Here is a 16663-nt window from a genome sequence, read left to right as displayed (position 1 = left end):
AACTTGGTAACGTCTATTCCTAATCGCCCTAGTCTCATACTGAAGTCATTACCTCTCAGTAAGATAGCTGAAACATGCCAGCTGTTCGATTGTTGTTTGATGCGTTAATTTTAACTAATTCGAGATCTGTTCGTTGCTGATATACCCAAATCCTGCTCGATAGGTTAAATGAACACCGCCGTCTTCCGTTCCATGATGTTCGTAGTAATATTCCTTCATATAATGAAGCCATTTTCGCGTAATCGGGGTTGAATGCTGCTGAAGCGCATTGCTCGCTCCAATTCGACGCACGCGTTGAAGCATTTCCTCAATGCTGTTATAGCTCAACGTCCACTCTTGCTCCATCCAAGCAGAAGAAGAGGCGTACTCTCCTATCCACACTTGCCAATCCACCCCATTAACATATGCTTGTCCACGCGGAACCACTTCGAAGTTAAACTGACTGTCCGCATAGGCACAAGCATCGTGCAATTGCTGCAGTGTACCTGGCATAAAGGTAGCGAATGCGATCATGCCTCTTGGTCGCAAACGTCTATAGATTGCTTGCAGTGTTGATTGTGGTTGATTGAACCATTGAAACGCAGCGCTCGATAAGATGAGGTCATAGCTGTCTTGGCTTGGGATGTCGTTGCCAGTATCGCTGTCGGTATCGACGTCGACAACAGCCCACTTCTCTGCATCCGCTTCAATAAGCTGTAATTGCTCAACGTCATATCCTGTAAGCATCAGCTTCCGTTGTGCTTCTTGCAGCATGCGTGATGATATGTCCAATAATGATAGTTGGGCTGATGACGGCATGGCTGAGGTTGAGACTGCGGCTTGCGTCAACGCACCTGTACCACAGCCGATGTCGAGCAGCTTTATTGGCTCACGATTGCGTGAATTTTGATCGCTATGCAGATCTGCGAGCAGTTGCATATGCTGCTGCACAGGCCGCCAATCCAGCAGTGTTCGAATCATTTCTATTTGAACGTCAGCGTAGCGGTCGTACTCATGCGCACGACGATCAAATCGCTGCCCAACGATCTCTTTGTTAATCCGGGGTGATATTCCCCCGCTATGGTGTGACTTGTTGGAGCTGGAATTGTTCATGCCAGCGGCTTACCTCCTCATCCCATTCGCGTGGATGGGTCAAGAATGGGACATGCCCTTGTCCGGTTAGACGCCGGTATTCGACGGACCGTGCGTTGGGACCCGCTAGGCGGCGCGCTTCTGCTTGCGCGCCTATAGGCACTAGCGGGTCTTGCTCCCCGTGCAGCCATAACACGGGGAGCTGCGCTGCGCATAGCTGCGCCCACGCATCCGTTAAGTTAGCGGATGCTAAGTAGGCTAAGCCCGCGTCCAATCCCGCGGGCGTAAAGCCAGGCTGTTGGAAGCGCTCGATAAGCGTCGCTTCCAACGGCTCATGCTGCTGCCACTCCGCCGGAGCTAGCAAGCGCACCGCGAATTCGCGGAGCGTTTGCTCTGGCGCGGCGGCCAGCCGCTGCCGCATGCGCTGCAATACGCGCAGGGGCCACCCCTCCGTGCTGGTCGGCGCGACGAATCGCAGCGTCGAGCCCACCAGCACGAGGCTCGCGAGCAGCTCTTCGTTAGGCTGCCGGAGCCTTACATTTCCCCGGCTCCGCGCATTGCTTATCACTTCGCGCAGCCTCATATCTTCCCCGCTTCCCGCTTTGTGCAACTCCTTGCTTTCCCCGTTTCGTATGCCATTTTCCTCTCCACACAACCTTATGCCTTCCCCACTTCGAATACTACTTTCCTCTCCACGTAGCTCTAACCCTTCCCCACTGCCCGTGCCACTACCCGCATCGCATGGTCTCACTTCTTCTTCACTTCGCATACCACTGCCCGCTTCGCGTAACCACTTGGCAGCCGCCTCAATCGCCAGCATGCCGCCCATGGACCAGCCGACGAGATGGCAGCGCTGCGAGTTTACAGCTACAGTAGCCACTCGTTCCATAATCTCTGCTGCCATTTCATCCGATGAATCGCAGTCCCTAAAACTAACATAATGATGAGCCGCATCGGGAAGCGCCTTAGCAGCATGGTGCCACAGCTGTTCACTGGCTCCCCAGCCGTGAATCCATATATAACTGTCATTAACGCTGAGTTGGCTTCTGTTCATTGGCTCCAGCCCCCCCTTTCTCGCTCATCTTTGTGCACAATAAGACCCTGCATCAATGAATTCATATGAATCTATATGAATGTTCACAGCGTACTTCTGCCCTTCCCCTCAGGTTTCTCGAACCACCTTCGTAATGATGGAAACTGCTTTGCGCAGCTCATCTTCCGATTGAGAAGCCATCGGCGTGAATCGAATTCGAGCCGTACCTTCTGGAACGGTTGGCGGTCTAATCGCAATACCCGCTATCCCTGATTGAGCAAGCTTGCGGCTAATCGCCACAGCCCTCTCATCTGTACCAAGTATGAGCGGAACGATATGGCTGTTTCCCACACCTGCATTCAATCCCGCTCCTTTTAATCCTTCACGCAGTAGAACAGCGTTCCGCATAAGCGCTATCCGCGAATCATCCGCATCCTTCACCTGTTCCAAACGCATAAGTATGAGCGCCGCCATTAACGGAGGCAATCCCGTGTTGTAGATCAACGTACGGGCGCGATTAATCATATAACGAATCACGATGTCGTCCGCAGCAATATAGGCTCCTACTGCACCAAATGCTTTACCGAATGTACCCATCACGATATCGACACGTTCATGCATGCCTAGCTCATGGCACAAACCTCGCCCTTTAGCACCATATACACCGCTGCTATGCGCCTCATCAATAAGAAGGAGCGCATTATAGCGCTCCTTCAGCAATACCAGATCACGTAATGGCGCAACGGTGCCATCCATACTAAATACCGCATCGCTTACGATCAACGCTTGATTGCGTTTTCCCTCCAGCGTCTTGCTCCACTGTTGCAACTGATACTCCAGCTTGTTCATATCAAGATGCGAATACCGATACATGTGAGCTCGGCTTAACAATGCTCCATCTACAATGCTGGCATGATTCAATCGATCACTGAACACAGCATCATTCCGTCCTACTAGCGCAGCAATGCTACCAACGTTGGCCATATATCCACTCGTGAACACGAGCGCAGCCTGCCGTCCTTTGAATTTTGCTATCTCCCGCTCTAACTGAGCATGCACCCCATCATGACCAGATATGAGCCTCGAAGCTCCCGAGCCAATACGCACGCCTGGCTCACCATACTGCCGGCACCATGCCTTTACTTGCTCCCAACCGCAGTCATCCAACCACGGATTCAATCCCAAATAATGATTGGATGCAAGATTCAGCATACGAACTCCGTCTCGTTCCATAAAACCATCGTCCAGCCAATGGCTCTCCGTCATACTGCGTAGACGATCTTCAGCTTCCAATCGCTCCAGTTCCTGATGCATCCAATCGTATCTTGTTGAACTCATCGTTTGAGGAAGAACCTCCTCCGCACCAGTTTCCCTGCATATATTTTTTCACTATGACCTACAGTGCACATTTTTCAATCTCGAATCCGATATCTTCAATCATGGCGTGATCAGCAGAAGCCTCTTGTCCCTCTGTCGTCAAATAGTTGCCAACAAACACCGAGTTAGCAGCATAGAGCGCCAACACTTGCATAGAGCGCAAATTAACTTCCCTACCGCCAGAAGCCCGAATCTCCTTTGTCGGACATACGAACCGTAACAAAGCCAATGCCTTCAAGCAGCGTCGAGGATCCAAATTAGACAGCTTCTCAAGCGGCGTTCCCGGAATCGCATTTAAAAAGTTCACAGGAATGGAATCCGCATCAATTTCACGAAGAGCAAACGCTACATCCACCAGCTGCTCATCCGATTCTCCCATGCCGATAATGACACCAGAACAAGGTGACATGCCAGCATACTTAGCTGTCTCAACCGTTTCAATTCTATCCTCGTAAGTGTGGGTAGAAGTAATATGAGAGTAATGATCAGCACTCGTATTGAGATTATGATTGTATCGATCTACGCCTGCTTCTTTAAGCCGTTTCGCTTGCTCTTCAGACAAAATACCGAGACAAGCACATATTTTCATCGGCATAGATGACTTAATTTCCTGCACGGCTTCAATTACTTGATTCAGTTCACGATTCGTCGGCCCACGTCCGCTGGCTACGATGCAATACGTACCCACCTGCATTTCCATTGCTCTGCGGGCACCGTCTATGAGCACACCTTTCTCAAGCAACGGGTATTTATCGACAGGAGTAGTCGCAACACGAGATTGTGAGCAATAGCCACAGTCTTCTGGGCATAAGCCACTTTTCGCATTAATAATGAGATTGAGCTTTACTTTTTTACCGTAAAACTGCTTTCTTATACGGAATGCAGCATCCATAATCGCCAATACTTCATCATCATCCGCTCTGATTATACTTAGCGCTTCCTCACGTGTAATCGACTCCCCAGCAATTGCTTTACGCGCTAACCCTAACCAATCTTGCTCCACCATCATCATAGACATCTTCTTCCCCATCCTCTCACCTATATATCGAATTGTTCTTTTACAACCGAGCATTCAACCAATCATACAAAGCTGTTATATGAGCTGTTTCACGCAGCCAATCTTTACGCCAGTTGACCCAAAGTTCCTCATCCATCCTATTGGGGTGCGGAAGATATGGCACAGCGCCTAATACCGGAACTTCAGCTAACGACTCAATCATCTCGGCATTTTCGTGCAACTGCTGCTCATAAGCAGCTTTGTTCCCTTGAGAGGTCGGCTTAATCAACGCGGCACCAAACACAACCGCAATATCCTTCACGCCTCTTGATTGGGCATATTGCACTGCTGTAACCGTATGGCTTACCGTTCCCAGCATCGGAGCAGCTACGATTAACATAGGCAATTGAAGCGCCGCGACCAAATCCGACATCGTATGCCGAGCATTAAATGGAACAGCCACACCACCCGCTCCCTCAATAACGAGCCTGTCTGCTGCTTCCATTCTCCGCTCACCTTCTGCAATAAGCTCTGTCATGCCGATTTCCAGACCCTCTCGCTTAGCAGCGGCCCATGGTGCCAACGGTTCGCGAAAAGTCCATGTAACGAGGTTACGTTCCTCCACATTTGTCAACCCTGAACCTTTCAACAACAGATAACTATCTGCCTCTATGCTTCCTAACTCCACTCCGCTTTGGATCGGTTTCCAAAGTGCAGTTGTGCCTAACTTATGTATATGCATCCAATGTGAAATTCCTGAAGCGACAACCGTTTTTCCTATTTCTGTCCCTGTCGCTGATATAAATAACCCTTTGCCAAAACGTCTATCAAGAAGCGCCATCGTTCACCTCTTTATTTACTGTAGATACCTCATATTCGTTATATTTGTAAACCTTATACTAAAACATATGGGTTAACACTTTACGCAAGTTGTATTGTATATGAAACCATCTCAATCATCAACTGTTAAACCTAATCCCATTCCGTTTCCTTAATCACAAACTCTATTGAAATAAGAGCACCTATATGACTGATCCGAAATAAATCTTTAAACACATTGAGTCGTATATCCCAAGCATTTTAAAAATGAAAAGTACAAACTCTCCCAAGCTTCCTTTGGTGTTTTGGTGTGCCCGCTGATTAAGTTGTAAGGTTCGACGTACTTCTAACTGCATAACTGCAAAAGTGCATACTTTTAAGTCAAAAGTAGTTACACAAGGGAAATTGATGCGGATGTGCAGGCTTTTACTTCACTTTTAAGTTTAGTAAGGAAAACAGCTAGAAAAGGATGCAGAATCGCAGGAATTAGCTGCTTAAGGCAAAAAGAGGGCTCAATTGATGTATTTTCGCAGGAATTCTTACAAACAGATAGGTCTTAGCGGATAAAGTAGAGAGGATCAACTTAGTATGGAGCGAAGACGTTCTTTTTGGGGTTTTGGTTTTTAGGTTTTTAGGTTTCTACACGGCTATCACACGGAAATTCGTATCGGTTTCGTAACTACTTATTTGTCCGTTGTATGTGTGTCCAATATACCTGTTTGCTACAAGGCAAGAGTCTATACTATATACAATACAAGCAAAAAAGCCTCCAAGCATCCAATGTTAATGTTCAAGAGAGGATGTTTGGAGGCTTCTATTGAAGCAATACTCAAACTACTAGCTATAAACAGAATCTCCACGAATGTGGGACGCTTTTTATTGCTAAGTTATATTTAAAAACAATAACGACGTTTCTATCTACAACCTTATTAACGGCACCGATTTGCGCACCAGTTAATCATCAATTAACGCTGCTCATGTAATGCTTGCACTGCCAATGCCAGAGAGCCCGTAATACCTGCACGATCCTCTAGGCCTGGAGATACGATATAGGAAGCTGTATCCGTCAAAATAGCCGAGTGCTGCACATACCCATTCAATAGCTGGCGCAATTTCTCGTGTATACGAGGGAACAAATGACGTTGCTTAGATACGCCGCCGCCCAGCACAATTTTCTCAGGGGACAAGATCAAAATATAATTCATTAATGCTTGAGCAATATAGTGAGCTTGGAACTCCCATGCCTGATGGTCTTCGCCCAACTCGTAAGCCTTAACGCCCCAACGCTCTTCAATCGCTGGTCCTGCTGCCAAGCCTTCCAAGCAGTCGCCGTGGTAAGGACATTTGCCCGCATACGTATCATCTATATGACGAGGCACGACGATATGCCCCATTTCAGGATGAGTCAGTCCATGTACGAGCTTCCCTTCTACAACAGCACCTGCACCAATGCCAGTACCGATTGTAATATACAAGCAACTGTTCAATCCTCGTGCTGCACCCCATGTCGCTTCACCAAGCGCTGCCGCATTCACATCGGTATCGAATCCGATTGGCACTTGGAAATGACGCTTCAAGTGTCCAACAACATCATACCCGCTCCAATGCGGTTTCGGTGTCTTTGCAATATGACCATACGTATCACTAGCACGATTCAAATCCACAGGGCCAAATGAGCCGAACCCGATCGCTTCCACACCTTTGTTTTGGAAAAATTGCACCGTACGCTCCATCGTCTCTTCTGGAGTTGTTGTCGGGAATGATTCCGTTTCAATAATGTTTCCATCCGATGTTCCAATTCCGACGACGAACTTCGTGCCGCCGCCTTCAATAGCTCCCAGTACTGTCATGTTCGTATCTCCGCTCCTTCGAACTGCTCTCTCCTCTACACGAAACGCTGCCGATAGGAAAGTATCGTCTTACGATAGCGCTTCCAACACATATTGATTATATCATTTATATCTTTGTAATCCAATATTAAACATAGACCCTACACCAAGCAAACTACACTTATGGGCTACGAATCACGAGTAAAAATAATCAAGAGTAAAGATGAAGAAATATCTTCTCTATCACACTTAAAAGGATAGACTTTCCATTATAATCTCCGCTAAAATAAGAATATTTCAACCTTTTTCCATTCTATTTATTCTCGAACAGGGGGACAAACCATGACTATGACAACATCTACTCCAGGCATGTTTGGTTCATTCGGGGGAAGTTACGTTCCACCAGCATTACAAGGGGTGCTGGATCATTTAGCAGAAGCATTTGAGACTTACAAGGATGACGCTGAATTTATAGCAGAATTCGAATACTACTTGCGTGAGTATGTCGGTCGACCGAGTCCACTTACCTATGCGAAACATTTAACAGAGCAGTTGGGCGGTGCTCGTATCTATTTGAAGCGTGAAGATTTGAATCACACTGGCTCTCATAAAATTAACAATGTTCTGGGCCAAATTCTTCTCGCTAAGCGTATGGGTGCGAAACGCGTTATCGCTGAAACAGGCGCAGGCCAGCATGGTGTTGCAACGGCTACCGTTTGTGCAATGTTCGGGATAGATTGCGTCATTTATATGGGAGCTGAAGATATTCGCCGTCAAGCACTCAATGTGTTCCGCATGGAAATGCTGGGCGCTACCGTGGTTTCTGTAGATAAAGGGCAAGGACGACTTAAAGATGCTGTCGATGAGGCCTTGAATGACTTAGTTATGAATTATGAAACGACGTTTTATTTGCTTGGATCTGCCGTTGGACCACATCCATTCCCTACGATCGTTCGTCATTTCCAAGCGATCATTAGCAGCGAGTCGAAAGAACAAATATGGAAAGCAGAGGGTAGGCTTCCAGATGCCATCATTGCATGCGTAGGCGGCGGAAGCAATGCGATTGGCGCATTTGCACATTATTTGGATGAGCCTAGTGTCCGCGTTATCGGTGTGGAACCTGACCAGGCTCCGGCACTAACACAAGGGGTACCAGCTGTTCTTCATGGTTTCAAATGTCTCGTTCTGCTAGATGAGAACGGAAATCCAGCTCCTACTTACTCGATTGCAGCTGGTCTCGACTATCCAGGAATAGGACCAGAGCATAGCTATTTGAAAGAATCAGGCCGCGCAGAATATGTTACGGTGTCGAACGAAGAAGTTCTGGATGCGTTTATGCAGTTATCCAAGACAGAAGGCATTATCCCTGCGCTCGAAAGTTCGCACGCGGTCGCATACGCCCTAAAACTAGCTCCGCAAATGAAGCAAGATGAGATTGTTATCATTAACATTTCTGGACGCGGAGATAAAGACGTGGAACAAGTCTATGAGATGCTGAAGAAATCCAGTTGAGATCGTAAAGATCTTTTATGATTAGGCAACATAATATTTCCCATTTAGCTTCAAAAGCCCTCGCAAGAGGGCTTTTTCTATTATTCAAATCAACTTTTGAACTAACATTTCCACCTCTCCTATCCGATAAATAAGTATAACTATGTCCACGTAACTAGTAGGAGGATGCAATGGTGTCGCGCCTTGTTCGCCAGACGAATCGCTGGCTACTGTTCTGTATTATTATCACCTTGTGCGTGTTTCCATTACAACGTCTGGTATCGTCCAAGATCAATGAAGGACGCTTCTCATTCGAGATGCCTACCGATGATATTGTGCTCATGTTGTATAGCAACACGGCAATTGTAGGTCCGTATTTAGTACCGATCGATTCTAACACGAAAAATGCCGCTCCCTATCAATATAGCGGCGAAACACTCATTCCTGCTCGCTTCTTAGCAGACAGCTTCGATGCAGAGCTCACTTACAACAATAAACAAGGAAATATCGCGCTTACTTCAGAAGAAGGAAGCATTCGATACGAATTAAATAAGGCTCAAGCACAAGTAGAAGGAAAATCGCTCAAGCTTCAAACCAAACCTGTGGTGAAAGATGGTATTACCTACGTTCCACTGCGAGCGGCAAGTGAAGCATTTGGCCGCAACCTTCATATTGAAGACGGTGTTGTGCTGTTATCTCGCAGTAAAGATATGCCCGACTCTGACCGAATGACTGCTTGGCGCGAAGAACTCTCTTCTTATATTGCTTATGAAGCATTTGGTTCTTTCACAGTAGAAGCGTCCAATCATAGTCAGGCATTATTTAAAACGTGGAATGAAGCTGTCGCATATGCAAGGAAAAGTTCTGGTCGCAAGGTGACCTATCGTGGCAGCAATCAAGTGTTATGGGATCCTGCTAAGCCATCCCCTATAACGGTACGCCATAAGAAAGCCAAGGCTATTATGCAACTGCCTGAACTACCTCGTGGTTGCGAGGTAACTGCGCTCGCGATGCTGTTATATGCGAATGACATTGACGTAGATAAGATGACACTTGCCAAGCAGATCAAAAAAGAACCAACCCCTTACAAGAAGGTTGGCAATACGATCCACTTCGGTAATCCGCATGATGGCTTTGTCGGCGATATGTACAATATTAAGAACCCTGGACTTGGTGTGTATCATGAACCAATCGCTGAATTAGCCGAGCAGTATGCACCAGGTCGAGTAGCGGATATTACAGGTACGACTTTTGAGCATCTGAAATATACGGTCGGTCAAGGAATACCAGTATGGGTCATTCACACCACCTTATACGATGCTGTCCCTGAAAAAGCTTGGCATCAATGGCAAACGCCGACTGGGCCTGTCCGCATTACCTATTATGAGCACTCTTTGCTCGTAACAGGCTACGATAAAAATTATATGTATGTCCTGGATCCACTCGGACGCACAGATCGCATCAAAATAGATGCCTTCCGTCGTGGCTGGGAGCAAATGGGCTCACAGGCCATTGCAATTATGCAGCCAACAACGTAAAACAACCTGCAAGCAGTTCAACTGCATGCAGGTTGTTTTTTTATATAGCGCTATTAATATCAGTCACACTATTCCCTCGATTACCCTTGTGCATCCGCATCTTTGAGCACTTGAATGAAATCAGCATGAATATGGCCATTTGAACCTAATACATCTCTCACTCCAAGATGATACGGCTGCCCATACGTATCTGTAATACTTCCACCCGCTTCTGAGATAAGAAGGCTTCCGGCTGCCAAATCCCATGCATTCAAATTCAGCTCCCAAAATCCTGTTAGACGACCAGCTGCCACATACGCCATATGTAGGGCTGCTGAGCCTGCCGTTCGGATATTTCGCACTTTGGGTGCAAGGGCCTGAATGCCTTTCAGATTCGCTGGTAGAGCCCGAGTAAAGTCCGTAGGGAAACCTGAAGCGATAAGACTGCCCTGTAAGTTCTTCTCATCTGCTACCTGCATCCGCTGTCCGCGGACATAAGCGCCTTTTCCTTTCTCTGCGACGAACAACTCGTCCCTTATCGGGTCATACACGATACCGACAATCACTTCACCTTTATGTGCTAATGCAATCGATACCGAGAAGAATGGGAAACCATGAACATAATTCGTCGTCCCATCCAGCGGATCAATAATCCAAAGATATTCAGATTGCAACGCTTCTTTTAGTGCTTCTTCCGAAGCCACCTGTCCACACCCAACTCCCTCTTCACCTAAAATGCTATGATGCGGGAAATGAGTTTGTATCAGCTTGCGGATCATTAACTCCGCACCTTTGTCCACTTCCGTTACAACATCGTGCATGGAAGATTTCATTTCTAACGATTTATATTGACCGAGTCGACTTTTGATCCATTCACCCGCCTTTGCAGCACAATTGATGGCCACAGCGGTAAAGCTTTTCCCCGTTACAACGTAAGGTGTCTTTTCCTGATTCAATCCTCTCTCACTACTTTCTGTATAAAAATGTCATATCCTTAACTATACGCAGCCTCCCTGCCGAAGTTTCATCCAATTATCCGTAATCAATCAAATTCCACTAATCAGCCATAAATCCACTTATAATCATCCGAATGGAAAGTACGAGCAACGTCAATCGCAGCAGCAACAGCAGCCCTTTTCCTGACATGCGATTGGCTATCGCGGCACCGAACTTGCCGCCAATCCACGCACTTGGAGCCAAGATAAGTACAAGCATCCAGTCCACAGAACCATTCCATGCATGGACAGACGTGCCCAATATCGAGCTAAGGAAAATGACAAACATGGAAGTTGCTGTTGCAATATGGGCTGGGTAGCGAAATAGCAAGACCATTAACGGCACGAACAGGGAGCCTCCACCAATGCCGAACAATCCCGAAACTAAACCGACCATAAATCCAATCAGCAGCATAAGCGGGATATTCACACCATATTCATGCGTTAACCCTGTTCCATCTGTAAACGTCTGCATACGTCTCCACTGAATCTGAAGCGGCTTCATTCTCTCTTTTACAATCATCAAAACTGCCATCGCCAACATAAAAAAGCCGAACGCCAATTGGAATGAGCTATCTTGAAAATACTGGGCGAGCTGTGCGCCAACCATCGAACCAGGGCCGCTTGTTATGAAGAAGATCAAGCCATTTCTCCAATCCACTCGCTTTACTTTTGAGTAAGCCAGCGTAGAAGATAAGGCCGTAAATATAAGAACAGCTAATGAAGTTGCGACCGCTGTCTGTGATGAAACCGCTTCCCCAAGCAACCATGGTCCAAGAAAAACGAGACCAGGTACGAGAATAATCCCCCCACCTAGACCGACTACGCTGCCGAATGTCGCTGCAATGAATCCAATTAAACCGAGCAGCACAATTTCAAGCCACATGCAAAGTTCCTTCTTTCGTGTTAGCGAAGCCCATAGCTTCTATTTATTGTCGCAGTGCCTCGATTATAACCACAACCTTTGTGGCGGCCTTCCGCAATTGCACCGCATATTATTAGCGGCACATAGAACAAGCGCCCTGCATAGGATAACGTCTCATTAGGAGACACCTGTGCAAGGCGCGTGGCAATCGGTAGGCAAACGCACAAGCTTGATCGCCGCCATCAATCATTCAACTAAGTAGATACGATGTTGTAACCGCCATCCACGTAGATAACTTCACCTGTAATGCCTCGGGACCATGGGCTCATCAAGAACATCGCTGTATCCCCTACTTCTGCAGCATCTGTCGTACGACGAAGTGGAGCTTTCTCTTCCACTTGTCTCAAGATGGAGTTGAAGTCGCCAATCCCCTTCGCAGCCAATGTGCGAATTGGACCTGCGGAGATCGCATTTACGCGGATATTGTGTTGGCCAAGATCATTCGCCAAGTAACGAACAGACGCCTCCAGCGCAGCTTTCGCTACACCCATAACGTTGTAGTTCTTCATTGCGCGCTCTGCACCTAGATACGTCATCGTCATGACGCTTCCACCTTCTGTCATAAGCGGATGTAGGCGCTGCGTAACAGCTACGAGCGAGTACGCGCTAATATCATGCGCTAGTGCAAAGCCTGCACGGGACGTGTCCACATACATGCCTGTGAGCTCTTCTGTTTTCGCGAATGCGATACTGTGCACAATACCGTGCAGCGTACCGAAATGCTCTTTCAATTGGACAGCAAGCTGGTCGATATCTTCATCCACTGTAACATTGCAAGGAAGAATCACAGAACCTTCGATCGTTTCTGCCAACTTGCGGACGCGAGCTTCAACTCGCTCGCTCTCATATGTAAACGCTAGTCTTGCGCCTTGAGCTGCCAACGATTGCGCGATTGCCCACGCGATACTACGATCGTTTGCAACACCCATGACGACGATATTTTTACCTGCTAATACTTGGGACATACTTTTAAATATCCTCCTCTCACCGTTGAACAATTGGTAAGCTCCAGCTTGTACATCTCTGCACGTGCAAGATTCTCCAAATAAACGGTTTGCTTTCTTTGTACAAGGTAACGTATTTCGCGCATCTTTTCAAGTGACGACCATCATTAAGATTGGATGCTCACAGATGCAGGACTTACGAGCGAAACCCCTTCGCCCTCATACTGAGTAAGGTCATGCATCAGTTGAAAGAGTGCATCATCTTTCTTCTTCGCTTCAATCATAACATCCACCTTGTCTGTGTATGGGGCTATATCCCTCAGGAAAGCAAGCAGCGGCTTTACATCTACATAATCAGCATGCCCGCGAATATCTTTCTCGCTCTTCGGACTCGATACATGAATCTTAGGAGGAAGCGGATTATCGACCGTTGCGTCCGCCTGGGCATAAGCGGTGTCCCATGTCTTCAATATTCTTGGCCACAGCTCAGCTAGCTGCTCCCCTTCATGATTGACCCAATGATGGTGAATATCGAGCACCATCGGGACTTGAAGCTGCTCACATACGTCCAGCGTCTCTGCAGCGGTAAAGGTTTTATCATCATTTTCGAGCGTCAATCGCTGCTTGATAGGTTCAGACAGCAACTTGAAATTGGCCTTGAATCGCTCTCCCGCTGTTTTCTTATTGCCATAAGCACCGCCAATATGGATATTGTTCTTCGCACGCGCATCCATTCCCATCGCCTCAAGCATACGAAGATGATGCCCTAAGTCGCGGATCGAATTGTGCAGCACATCTTCCCGAGGCGTGCTCAGTACGGTAAAGTGGTCCGGATGGAAGCTCAGTCGCATCCCATGTTCGTTGGCATACGTACCAATTGCTGCAAATGGTTCTTTCAAAGCGATAAAGGGATCCCAATCTGCGAGCGCTTCATGTGTGGCGAGTGGAATCAGCTTGCTGGAGCAGCGGTACAACTCAATATGATGAGCACGATTATGCTTCAACAACCGCAGCGTATTGGTCAAATTCTCCTCAGACAACCGTTCCAGCTTGCGAATCGCGGCTTCGCGGTCATCAATCTTACAGTAGCTCGTATACGTCATCGTACGTGAAGGCGAACAATTCTCCACAAGTACCGACATCGCTACATATCCGAAGCGGACAAGCATAGTTGTAGCCTCCAATGTGTGATTTGCTACTGTATAGCATCCCAATCAAGAGATTGGATCATACTTGGAGATTTGGAGACATACTGGAATAAGAGCAAATTGGAAATTTAGACATGCGGACAGCTCAAGCTGGATAGGAGATCGGATATATATAAACACAAGATATGCTGCACGAAGCCGGAGAAATAGACAACCACCGGCTATGTGCGCGCGTGTATTTTGGAAGAAATCGATCAAGAAGGCGTGTCAACAAACACCTGAACATTAAGCGAGATGGCTAGCTTGGAAATGGCTTTCCACTTTAATTTGTAGTAACTGTATTCGGATAGAGGGGGATCGAACGTAAAACTATACACTTGGTAGTCATAAACACCGTCTTCCTTCAAATAACGCTCCGTAATAATCTGACGTTCCTTCTCAGGCAAGCGCTGTGTGGCTTTCTCCACTCGTTCACAATATTTGCGCATCTTCTCGGGAATATCCACATTGTCCACAGCAATATCCCTCGTCTGGTCTGTTACTCGATTCGTCTGCCCATGAGAACGCACCGTGTAGGAAGAAGTCAGTCTTGTTTCATTCACTTCATAACCAATTTGCTTGTACATACGGTATTTCTCCAGTACCGCCTCAACGTTTCTACGAGTCGCTTCCTTGTCTAGATCCGGAAGGTCGAGAGATACGTCACAAAGCATCGTAGCACCGCCTTTGTCCACATCTGCAGTATTTATAATTCCATTATATAAGAACAAATGTTCTTATTCAAGCTATTTTTCATATATCACCTTTGCCATACATCTATGGTTAAAATTATATTTCACCTATAAATAAATAAAGCCCCCGGACTTATCCGGGGGCTGAGATGATTCGTGTTACATATAGTCGATAGATGTTATTTCACGGTATTGTTCTGGTGTAATATCTCCAGATGGATTGTTCGATGTTCGCACAGCTTTACGTAGAACCTCTACATTGATCCAATTCATATCGAATGCATATTTCCAAAATTCCATTGTTCTAGTCTCCCTTCTTGTAAACTGAGGACTCCGTAACAAGTATAGGTTTAGTTATTAGTTATTAGTTGGCGTAATGAATCAAACGCAAACCCAAAACGTACATTTATCGCGCCTGCCCGCGCCTTTGTTCCATTGTGGAACCGGTGTGTCATTTGCGTTTGATTTCGTAATACCAATTTAACACGCCCAGAACAAAACGCTTGATGGGATTCCTATTAATTAACTACGAACATTTGTTCTTATTTTTATGTTCTATCGTTTCCATACTGTTGAATTCACGTCGTATACTTATGCATAATACGATGGATAATCTCTGATTATCTTCCGCTTCATCCTTGAACGATCTATGATCGATCTTTGATTTATCCATGACGAATCCCTGTCATAAACGTGACGAAATATCATATAAAAATGTTCCTGCCAAATAAGAAGTAGAACCTTCATACCGCGAAAGTGTACAAAAAAAGTCCATCCCATGAGGAATGGACTTTTTCTTGTTAAAGCTAATGGTTAAGGCATTACAAAGAACCGATCATACTTATACCGTCTGCTCGCCAAAGAACATCTCAAAAGCTAACGCCGTCTGAATACGCGACTCCTCGTCAGTCAACTTGCGAACAAGTTCCATTTCGACCTCTGTTACCTCTTCTCCTTGGAAGTTAATTTCCGCGATGGAAGCAACGATTTTGACAATAGCAACTGCCGTATTATCCGGCGTATACGCAATGACTTTCTGACCTGTTGGGAAAATACGCAAACCAGATTTCTTCATTTTCCCGCGCCCATATTCTAATAATTCATACAGCTCTTGCTCACTTTTAAATTTGCATACCGAATTGAACTCTGTCTGGAATCCCATATTAACCGCCCCTCCCTGATCTACTACCTCTATTGAAGCATGAAACCCTACGGGATGGCAATGTGAGATAGGTGCAGCTTATCCTAGCTAAAAAGTCAGCTAATGCGCAGCAATTCCTTCTCATTCAACTTACGATCAATAAGTCGCTCGATACGCAGCTCCAGCATCTTCTTCAAACGATCTCGTTTACTCGCTGGCAGCTTACGAACCCGAACCTCTTGCTCCACCTTTTCATGGATCCGATCACTCATCTTTTGGACAATGGTCTGCCGTGCTACCCCTTTAGTATGTGCATACTCAACAAGTGACTTCCCTTCCGCTGTTGCCTTCTGCCAAGCATCTGCCCCCAATCCAAGCTCAACGAGTACCTCACTAAGCTGAAGTCGCTTCATTTTCAAACCTATATGCTCTTTACCAATAGGCCGCTCACGCAATTGTTGAATAGAGTCCTGCTCCCCGGTTGAAGAAGCCGTATAGGCGGTAAATACCTCTTTATTTGTATAGGCTCCTACATTTATAGCTACAAATATGTTCGCAGCAACAATAACACCCAACATAACGACCTTTGAAGCTTTCCGTTTCATAATGATTTCCCTCCGTTGCGTTGATACTTATATAGAAATC

General features: G+C 46.5%; 16 protein-coding genes. 2 read left to right on the top strand and 14 right to left on the bottom strand.

Going from position 1 to position 16663, the window contains the following annotated elements:
* Positions 1-114 precede the first annotated feature (114 nt).
* From NQ117_RS22635 to NQ117_RS22610, 6 genes are all read right to left on the bottom strand, one after another.
* A complete protein-coding gene (locus NQ117_RS22635; protein ID WP_258280290.1) occupies positions 115-1092 on the bottom strand; it encodes a methyltransferase in 978 nt (325 codons plus the stop codon).
* Positions 1058-2125, bottom strand: a complete 1068-nt coding sequence (locus NQ117_RS22630) for an alpha/beta fold hydrolase (protein ID WP_258280289.1) — start codon at positions 2123-2125, stop codon at positions 1058-1060. Before NQ117_RS22630 ends, NQ117_RS22635 begins: the two co-directional genes overlap by 35 nt.
* A gap of 108 nt (positions 2126-2233) precedes the next feature.
* Positions 2234-3442 carry an aminotransferase class I/II-fold pyridoxal phosphate-dependent enzyme gene (locus NQ117_RS22625; RefSeq protein WP_258280288.1) on the bottom strand — a complete coding sequence of 403 codons (1209 nt, stop codon included), beginning with the start codon at positions 3440-3442 and terminating at the stop codon, positions 2234-2236.
* 58 nt (positions 3443-3500) lie between these two features.
* Entirely contained in the window at positions 3501-4499 is a 999-nt protein-coding gene (bioB, locus tag NQ117_RS22620) for a biotin synthase BioB (RefSeq protein ID WP_258280287.1), read from the bottom strand.
* Between the two features lie 40 nt (positions 4500-4539).
* Entirely contained in the window at positions 4540-5319 is a 780-nt protein-coding gene (gene bioD, locus NQ117_RS22615; protein ID WP_258280286.1) for a dethiobiotin synthase, read from the bottom strand.
* A 943-nt stretch (positions 5320-6262) separates the two neighbouring features.
* Positions 6263-7147 carry an ROK family protein gene (locus tag NQ117_RS22610; RefSeq protein ID WP_258280285.1) on the bottom strand — a complete coding sequence of 295 codons (885 nt, stop codon included), beginning with the start codon at positions 7145-7147 and terminating at the stop codon, positions 6263-6265.
* 321 nt (positions 7148-7468) lie between these two features.
* On the opposite strand from NQ117_RS22610, the gene trpB reads away from it, so the two are divergent.
* Together trpB and NQ117_RS22600 are read left to right on the top strand one after the other, a co-directional pair.
* Entirely contained in the window at positions 7469-8638 is a 1170-nt protein-coding gene (gene trpB / locus NQ117_RS22605; RefSeq protein WP_258280284.1) for a tryptophan synthase subunit beta, read from the top strand.
* 170 nt (positions 8639-8808) lie between these two features.
* Entirely contained in the window at positions 8809-10155 is a 1347-nt protein-coding gene (locus tag NQ117_RS22600; protein WP_258280283.1) for a C39 family peptidase, read from the top strand.
* 80 nt (positions 10156-10235) lie between these two features.
* On the opposite strand, the gene NQ117_RS22595 is transcribed toward NQ117_RS22600, so the two are convergent.
* The 8 genes from NQ117_RS22595 to NQ117_RS22560 all read right to left on the bottom strand — a co-directional run bounded on the left by NQ117_RS22595 (position 10236) and on the right by NQ117_RS22560 (position 16623).
* Positions 10236-11090: an inositol monophosphatase family protein gene (locus NQ117_RS22595; protein ID WP_258280282.1), complete on the bottom strand. Its 855-nt coding sequence runs from the start codon at positions 11088-11090 to the stop codon at positions 10236-10238.
* A 100-nt stretch (positions 11091-11190) separates the two neighbouring features.
* Positions 11191-12015 (bottom strand): sulfite exporter TauE/SafE family protein, encoded by an 825-nt coding sequence (locus tag NQ117_RS22590; RefSeq protein WP_258280281.1) that lies wholly within the window; start codon positions 12013-12015, stop codon positions 11191-11193.
* A gap of 233 nt (positions 12016-12248) precedes the next feature.
* Positions 12249-13019 (bottom strand): enoyl-ACP reductase FabI, encoded by a 771-nt coding sequence (gene fabI / locus NQ117_RS22585; RefSeq protein WP_144993571.1) that lies wholly within the window; start codon positions 13017-13019, stop codon positions 12249-12251.
* 146 nt (positions 13020-13165) lie between these two features.
* Positions 13166-14167, bottom strand: coding sequence for a UV DNA damage repair endonuclease UvsE (gene uvsE, locus NQ117_RS22580; protein WP_258280280.1), 1002 nt, complete (start codon positions 14165-14167; stop codon positions 13166-13168).
* Between the two features lie 233 nt (positions 14168-14400).
* A complete protein-coding gene (locus tag NQ117_RS22575) occupies positions 14401-14859 on the bottom strand; it encodes an ArpU family phage packaging/lysis transcriptional regulator (protein WP_258280279.1) in 459 nt (152 codons plus the stop codon).
* 177 nt (positions 14860-15036) lie between these two features.
* A complete protein-coding gene (locus tag NQ117_RS22570; protein ID WP_258280278.1) occupies positions 15037-15177 on the bottom strand; it encodes an XkdX family protein in 141 nt (46 codons plus the stop codon).
* A 541-nt stretch (positions 15178-15718) separates the two neighbouring features.
* Positions 15719-16039 (bottom strand): hypothetical protein, encoded by a 321-nt coding sequence (locus NQ117_RS22565; RefSeq protein WP_258280277.1) that lies wholly within the window; start codon positions 16037-16039, stop codon positions 15719-15721.
* 95 nt (positions 16040-16134) lie between these two features.
* Entirely contained in the window at positions 16135-16623 is a 489-nt protein-coding gene (locus tag NQ117_RS22560) for a hypothetical protein (protein ID WP_258280276.1), read from the bottom strand.
* Between the last annotated feature and the right edge of the window lie 40 nt (positions 16624-16663).

It is taken from the genome of Paenibacillus sp. SC116, from assembly GCF_024733555.1.
GTDB lineage: Bacteria > Bacillota > Bacilli > Paenibacillales > Paenibacillaceae > Paenibacillus_B.
Note: the sequence above shows the minus strand (reverse complement) of the source record. Positions and strands in the feature narration are given on the sequence as shown.

Bases quoted from the DNA above. Each gene is read 5' to 3' on its own strand.
- NQ117_RS22635 (WP_258280290.1), bottom strand. From the start codon at position 1,092: ATGAACAATTCCAGCTCCAACAAGTCACACCATAGCGGGGGAATATCA.
- NQ117_RS22630 (WP_258280289.1), bottom strand. From the start codon at position 2,125: ATGAACAGAAGCCAACTCAGCGTTAATGACAGTTATATATGGATTCAC.
- NQ117_RS22625 (WP_258280288.1), bottom strand. From the start codon at position 3,442: ATGAGTTCAACAAGATACGATTGGATGCATCAGGAACTGGAGCGATTG.
- bioB (WP_258280287.1), bottom strand. From the start codon at position 4,499: ATGTCTATGATGATGGTGGAGCAAGATTGGTTAGGGTTAGCGCGTAAA.
- bioD (WP_258280286.1), bottom strand. From the start codon at position 5,319: ATGGCGCTTCTTGATAGACGTTTTGGCAAAGGGTTATTTATATCAGCG.
- NQ117_RS22610 (WP_258280285.1), bottom strand. From the start codon at position 7,147: ATGACAGTACTGGGAGCTATTGAAGGCGGCGGCACGAAGTTCGTCGTC.
- trpB (WP_258280284.1), top strand. From the start codon at position 7,469: ATGACTATGACAACATCTACTCCAGGCATGTTTGGTTCATTCGGGGGA.
- NQ117_RS22600 (WP_258280283.1), top strand. From the start codon at position 8,809: ATGGTGTCGCGCCTTGTTCGCCAGACGAATCGCTGGCTACTGTTCTGT.
- NQ117_RS22590 (WP_258280281.1), bottom strand. From the start codon at position 12,015: ATGTGGCTTGAAATTGTGCTGCTCGGTTTAATTGGATTCATTGCAGCG.
- fabI (WP_144993571.1), bottom strand. From the start codon at position 13,019: ATGTCCCAAGTATTAGCAGGTAAAAATATCGTCGTCATGGGTGTTGCA.
- uvsE (WP_258280280.1), bottom strand. From the start codon at position 14,167: ATGCTTGTCCGCTTCGGATATGTAGCGATGTCGGTACTTGTGGAGAAT.
- NQ117_RS22575 (WP_258280279.1), bottom strand. From the start codon at position 14,859: ATGCTTTGTGACGTATCTCTCGACCTTCCGGATCTAGACAAGGAAGCG.
- NQ117_RS22570 (WP_258280278.1), bottom strand. From the start codon at position 15,177: ATGGAATTTTGGAAATATGCATTCGATATGAATTGGATCAATGTAGAG.
- NQ117_RS22565 (WP_258280277.1), bottom strand. From the start codon at position 16,039: ATGGGATTCCAGACAGAGTTCAATTCGGTATGCAAATTTAAAAGTGAG.
- NQ117_RS22560 (WP_258280276.1), bottom strand. From the start codon at position 16,623: ATGAAACGGAAAGCTTCAAAGGTCGTTATGTTGGGTGTTATTGTTGCT.